Raw genomic sequence first — 6,249 nt, forward strand, 5'->3', positions numbered from 1 at the left:
ACTCAAGAGAATCTATTATTTATCAGATCAAAGCCATACTTCGCAATTGATCCGAAAAAAAGTCGATGAAGTGCTGGCTACGGATCTTTTAAAAGGTATCGAGTTTATCGATATTAACTCCATCACTTTGGCTGAAGCAGAAAAGGTGCTATTCCAGATCTCCCCTGATGATGCGGTACTGCTATCGCACTTTAATACAGAGATAAATCAAGGTGTTTACCATACTTATCAAGAGATTTCCTACCGCCTAGCACAAGCTAGCGCTGCCCCCATTTTTGTACTGTGGGAGTTTTATATTCGTGATGGTATCGTTGGAGGGCATGTTAATCGTTCTGAGCAACTGGGAAAAGATATCTTGATGGCGTTAAACCAATTTGTATCATTAGATTTGGCCTCCGCAGTTGACATGCAAATCAGTAGTGCAAGAGCGGTTTTTGATTACCAAGCCATGCAGCGACATCAGATTGACATGAAAGCCTTGCCGCAGGATGTGTTGGTTCTTAATCGTCCTCTCTCTTATTTTGAACAGCATTGGAAAGTGTTACTCGCGGCTAGCTTTATTATTCTCTGTTTGCTGGTTGTGATTGTTATGCAAGGGGTGACCCTCAGACAAAAAAGAGAGCTTGGCGTCAAAAACCGTAAAATAGTGGTATTGCAAGAGCGTACATTAGCCGTACAGCGGGAAATGATTCATTTACTCGGAGAAGCAATAGAAACGCGCTCTGGTGAAACGGGTAATCATGTTAAGCGGGTAGCAAGGCTCTCTGCGCTGCTAGCTCGTTTGTGCGGGTTAACGCAGCGCGAGGTAGAAATGATCGAGATCATCAGCCCAATGCACGATGTGGGAAAAATTGCGATTCCAGAGTCGATTTTGGATAAGCCTGGAAAATTAACACCAGATGAGTGGGAAATCATGCAGACTCACACTACCGCTGGTTATAACATCCTCAATACAAGCGAAGGTGATATAACTAAATTAGCTGCGATTGTCGCGCATGAACACCATGAGCGTTGGGATGGTAAAGGTTATCCTAATCAGAAAAAAGGCACAGACATTCATATATTTGCTCGCATTACTGCGATAGCGGATGTGTTCGATGCTTTGCTAAGTGAGCGTTGTTATAAAGAAGCGTGGCCGCTTGAGAATGTAGTAAGTTTATTTGAACGTGAATGCGGTTTTCAGTTTGACCCTACTTTAGTCAATTTATTGCTTAATCATTTGGATGATTTTATCCAAATCCGTAATTTGTATCCCGATACGACAAGCTATTACAGAGCCGGCTAAATACGCCCCATTGAGTATCAAAGAGTGATGTGGCTATAAGTTATGCATATCAACTCTTATCTTCGTTTCATTCTGTTAACTCAATCATTTTATACATTCACCCAGCGGTTAAAATTAAGCATTGGATGAAGGAAGTGTTTATGACTGAGAAAAAAATAAAATGTATTATTTTCGACTGTGAAGGTACTTTAGTTGATAGTGAGCGTTTGTGCTGCGAAGCGCTAGTCAATGTATTGAACCAACTAGGAGCCCACATTACTTTTGCACAAGTGAGTAACCATTTTGAAGGTGGGAAGATTGCGGACATACTGTTTCAGGCACTTGAACATACCAACATTAACGCCGATCTTGATCTTTTAGAGAACCTTTATCGGGATAAAGTTAATGAGCTCTTCCAGCAATATCTTTCACCCATGGATGGTGCGATAGAACTACTTGAGTATTTACGCCAGCAGGGTATTGAATACTGTGTCACCTCTAATGCACCTAAAGAAAAAATATCATCAATTTTACAACGGAGCGGTTTGCTCCCTTTGTTTGAAGGACGCATTTTTTCAGCCTTTGATGCGAATAGCTGGAAACCTGAACCTGATTTGATTCGTTATTGTGCGATGAATATGGGATTTCTTTTGCAAGAATGTATTTATGTGGATGATTCAGCAAAAGGGGTTGAAGCGGGTATCAATGCAGAGGTACCAACCGTTCAGCTAGCACCTCTTAACCCACAGGGTTTTTCTCAAGCGCCTAATGTCGTTGTTATCGACACATTACTCGAGCTTAAACCATGGCTCAATGCACATTGTTGGCCAAGCAATGAATGTGTTTATGACTGATTAGCGCTGTGTGTACACCAATCATTTGCTGGACGCTTTGTAAGTGGTCGGTTTTAAAACCACATTGTGCGCAGATAAACTTTTCATTGTTTGTGGAAATAAAGTATTCGTCATGTTGACAAAGTGGACAGCAGTCTATTTTTTCAAGTGTTTTATTTATATTTTTCATAATCAATTCTCAGCAGCAAAAAGGGAGAGTCATGTTCTCCGTACTCACAGAATAAACACTAATCAAAACTTGCTCTCGGTAATATTTACCTTAGTTCCAAAAATTAGAGGCATTTCATACTTCACTGTAAGGAATGTTTGATTTTGGCCTAAACCATAATAGGCAAAGTGCCGTCATTGCCCCAAGGGTATCGCATAACATGTCTTTTTGTGCGTCCCAAATGTCGCCTTGTGAACCCAGAAAAGCGATTCCCTCATCACCACCCGCGATTGAGGCATACCACCATTCAATAATTTCGTAACCTGCTGCGATACTCATGATAGAGAAAAGCCCGAACAATGAGGCAATTAGCGGTTTACAGAGCTGCTTTCTAATTAAATATTCAGCGATAGGGTAGGCATAAAAGCCAATTGAGAAATGAGCGACGCGATCAAAATTATTACGAGATGATCCGATCAGTTCATTGAACCAAGCAAACGGAACATCTGCAAATGTATATTTAGCTCCAATGGTATGCAAACTAAGCCACACAAACATCAGAATATAAGCCGTTGAGCTAAAGCGTAGTTTTGTTGAAGCCCAATAGACGAGTGCTAAGATCCCTAGCGCAGGGATGATTTCTGCTAACCAGACAGCACGAGAAACCGGCGCGATCGCTGAAAATAGAAAGAGTACACCGTAGATCGCCGTCAAAAATAAAAGCGTGCGTGAGAAGTTGAGAGACATGTTTTTTCCTATCACAAAATACCGATGGATAGTGCCACTATTTTGCACGATGTTCAATTTTGTTGAATTCTGTATCTTATAGACGTAGAAATTTGTGTTTGAGATGTGTGTATCTACCTTCGTTTTGTGATTGATTTTCGCATCGTCTTAGCAAAGAGATCAGCAAGGTGGAGAAGATCATGCAACAACTCGATCTTTCTCTTTTTATGTATTGATAGATAGTGCGTGTGATAAACGGACTCTAGTTCAAAAAGCCAAGATAATATGCGGTAAGAAACTCGACAAAAAAGCGATATTGGATTTGAATGAAGAGAGAACCTTAATATGAACGTCGAGACTATGTCCCAAAGTAGGCCCGAAAGTATGTCTGAAAGCTTAGAACTTACCGCTCAGTTTCAATCTTACATGGAAAATCCGCTGCTTTGGCCAATGTTGGAGGTGTTGCGTAAACAGCCTTCCGGTTGGAAAGTCCATACGTTAGCGGCACATTTAAGTGAACAGGGATTCATGCCTGTACTTGATAGCGCACCTGAAAAAGACCTCTTTAAGCGTAATTTTTTGATCATGAACGCGCTCTATCAGCTTCAAGAGACGCTTTACCCTGAAAAGTGGTTACAAGTATCAGCAATGGACATTGTACTAATGCCTGCGCATCGTGCCGTTAGTTGCGAAATCGACCCAGATGATCCATTGCGTGATTATTACACTCAGTGGAAAAATTATGAGGCTGATGAAGGAGAAGTGCGCCGCTTGTTGAACGAATTTTGGACTCGTTACCGTAAAGCAATGGGTGGAACGAGTAACCTTAATATGAATCGTCTTCAAGCATTGAGGCTGTTTAAATTACCAGTGGAAGCGACGCAAATTGAAATCCGGAAAACATGGCGCAAGTTGGCACTAAAGTGGCATCCAGATAGAGACAATGGCAATGCTGAAACGTTTCGAGTGTTGTGTGAAGCATGGAATATTTTGCGGCAAAATAGTTAAAGCCCAAACCTTAAACTCTAGACAAGATGTTCGCCGAATAAGGTCAACTGGCACTGTAAGGCATACCTAAGCTAACTACCTGTAATGTACTGAAGCAATAAGGTACTGAAGTAAAAAAGAAGCGATCTCTCGCTTCTTTTTGCTTTTGTTGTAGGGGAGTTAATCTTTACTGGTGGTTTTTAAATTGCGACTTGCGCATACGGTTCAACGCCGCCATCACATCGATGACACGTGGTTTCGCCAAATCACCGTGGTTTGGCATATTTTGGTGCCATGTTCCTGCTAATAAAGCCATCATCTCTTTGCTTGGTTGCGCTGACCACCCCGGAGTCTGCGCAAACTGGAACCAAGTCCAGCCAATCGCATTGACTTCAGAAGGTGACTCCAATTGTTCTAACGCATTTAAATCCGTAAATTCTTTGCCAAAGCGAAGCGAATCAACGCCTTTGGCAGAGACTCGGAATTTACCATCAACCAGTAATTTTTGCAGCGCAGTGCGATTCACAGCGCGTTCTGGGAAAATAGCCAGTGGCGTTTCACACTCGTTGTGACGAGCAGTTGGATGCTGTTTGATGACTTCTTTAGCCTTGTTAGTCACATCAACGGCGTGGTAGTCATGCATCTGGATGACAGTATCGGCGACATCTAAGTAATCACCGGATCCCCCCATAACAATCAGTGTTGAGATATCCAAATCATCGCGAAGTTGCCCGATACGATCAACCAATGGTGTAATGGGCTCATCACCTTTACTAACCAGCGCTTGCATACGCTCATCACGGATCATGAAGTTGGTGGCGGAAGTATCTTCATCAATCAGTAATGTACTAGCGCCAGATTCAATGGATTCTTGTAACCACGCTGCTTGCGATGTTGAACCAGACGCATCTTGAGTGCTGAAATCGGAGGTTTCTTTACCCATAGGTAGGTGATTGATGTAGTTGGACAAATTTAAATTATGTACGCAACGGCCATCTTCAGCGCGAATTTTCATGGCTTGATGATCCGTAACAATTCGCTCACGGCCATCGCCGGGAATATGGTTGTAAATTGAACGCTCAATCGCCGTTAACAAAGTCGATTTACCGTGAAAACCACCGCCGACGATAAGGGTTATACCTTTGGGGATGCCGAGTCCTTTAATTTTGCCTTGGTTTGGTGTCTCAAGCTCGACTTCTAGCGATGTGGGGGCTTGGAAAGTAACGGCGTCTTTCATCGGCAGATCACAGTTACCTGCCAAGCGAGGTAATACGCTGCCATTAGCCACAAAAGCAACCAGATTGTGCTGTACCAGTTGTGCACGCATTGCTTCTTGATCTTCGATCACAGCGCAATGCTCAAGTAGGGCATCTTTATCCAGTTCACGTTCAATGGTGGCTCGGCGAATGAATTTTGGCAGGTAGAAGGTGATGATGTTGAGCGCTTTCTTGGCCAGAATGTCACGACCTTCAGCGGGTAAATTGATGCGAAAACGAAGCTCAATACCATGCTCCGTAAAGAGAACAGCTGTACTATCAAGCACCGTTTGGCCCGTCAATGCGATGGCAATATGGTTCTCTTGCTTAGCAAACTCCGCAAAACTACGAGCGATAAAATCTCTTGCAGCCATTTGATAAGCCGGTGATTTCTCTTTTAACCATTCCAGACCGGTCAGAGACCATGCTCGAGTAGCGCGAAAGCGAGATGCAGAAGCGTAAGGGTCCGCTTGGATATGATCGATATGCAAGGTGAAATCACCAAATTCGTATTGACCTTTGATCTGCTGATAGGCGCGGTAGTTCTGTTTTTCTAGCTTTTTGAGAATTGATGTTAATAAATCCATCTCGATATCGCTCGTTTGGAAAGGAAAGGCGGCGATTATAGGAACCGCCACACTGAGAGTAAAGACATGATAAGGGATTCCTTTATCCTACAAAACCTTTGTCTCGGCAGGGTGTGCATAATTTTGGTTCAGTAGCCCAGCCTCAAACTCGTCACAAGGCATTGGTTTACCATAGAAATAGCCTTGGCCAAACTCACACCCTTCACTGATGATAAAGTCTTCTTGGCTTTGATTTTCAATCCCTTCGAGGATCACTTTCAGCTTTAATTTTTTGGCAACGTGAATGATTGAGCGAACAATTTCTTTATCTTCCTCACTTTGATCCAATTGATGTACAAAGCTTTTATCTATTTTTATGCAATCGAAGGGAAATTTTTTCAAATAGCTGAAAGAGGCGTAGCCCGTGCCGAAATCATCAAGTGACAAC

The 6,249-nt window shown here is 42.6% G+C and carries 7 protein-coding genes; 3 read left to right on the top strand and 4 right to left on the bottom strand.

What is annotated here, in order from left to right:
- Both AACT21_RS05145 and AACT21_RS05150 read left to right on the top strand, forming a co-directional pair.
- On the top strand, positions 1-1,285 hold a 1,285-nt coding region (locus AACT21_RS05145; RefSeq protein WP_094164399.1), incomplete at its 5' end, for an HD domain-containing phosphohydrolase.
- Between the two features lie 140 nt (positions 1,286-1,425).
- Positions 1,426-2,118 (top strand): HAD family hydrolase, encoded by a 693-nt coding sequence (locus AACT21_RS05150; protein ID WP_176428356.1) that lies wholly within the window; start codon positions 1,426-1,428, stop codon positions 2,116-2,118.
- On the opposite strand, the gene AACT21_RS05155 is transcribed toward AACT21_RS05150, so the two are convergent.
- Together AACT21_RS05155 and AACT21_RS05160 are read right to left on the bottom strand one after the other, a co-directional pair.
- Positions 2,075-2,287 (bottom strand): hypothetical protein, encoded by a 213-nt coding sequence (locus AACT21_RS05155; protein WP_010318303.1) that lies wholly within the window; start codon positions 2,285-2,287, stop codon positions 2,075-2,077. The two genes, AACT21_RS05150 and AACT21_RS05155, sit on opposite strands and share 44 nt — an antisense overlap.
- Positions 2,288-2,401: 114 nt before the next feature.
- Positions 2,402-3,070, bottom strand: coding sequence for a DUF2238 domain-containing protein (locus tag AACT21_RS05160; protein ID WP_064626276.1), 669 nt, complete (start codon positions 3,068-3,070; stop codon positions 2,402-2,404).
- 267 nt (positions 3,071-3,337) lie between these two features.
- On the opposite strand from AACT21_RS05160, the gene AACT21_RS05165 reads away from it, so the two are divergent.
- Positions 3,338-4,000, top strand: a complete 663-nt coding sequence (locus AACT21_RS05165) for a DNA-J related domain-containing protein (protein WP_013867958.1) — start codon at positions 3,338-3,340, stop codon at positions 3,998-4,000.
- A 166-nt stretch (positions 4,001-4,166) separates the two neighbouring features.
- Here the strand turns inward: AACT21_RS05165 and AACT21_RS05170 are convergent, their stop codons facing one another.
- Positions 4,167-5,822 carry an ABC-ATPase domain-containing protein gene (locus AACT21_RS05170; RefSeq protein WP_047689992.1) on the bottom strand — a complete coding sequence of 552 codons (1,656 nt, stop codon included), beginning with the start codon at positions 5,820-5,822 and terminating at the stop codon, positions 4,167-4,169.
- An 87-nt stretch (positions 5,823-5,909) separates the two neighbouring features.
- A partial coding sequence (locus tag AACT21_RS05175) for an EAL domain-containing protein (protein ID WP_141195263.1) occupies positions 5,910-6,249 on the bottom strand: 340 nt, incomplete at its 5' end.

The sequence above is a fragment of the Vibrio sp. V08_P9A1T1 genome (assembly GCF_963874405.1).
Classification (GTDB): Bacteria; Pseudomonadota; Gammaproteobacteria; order Enterobacterales; family Vibrionaceae; genus Vibrio; species Vibrio anguillarum.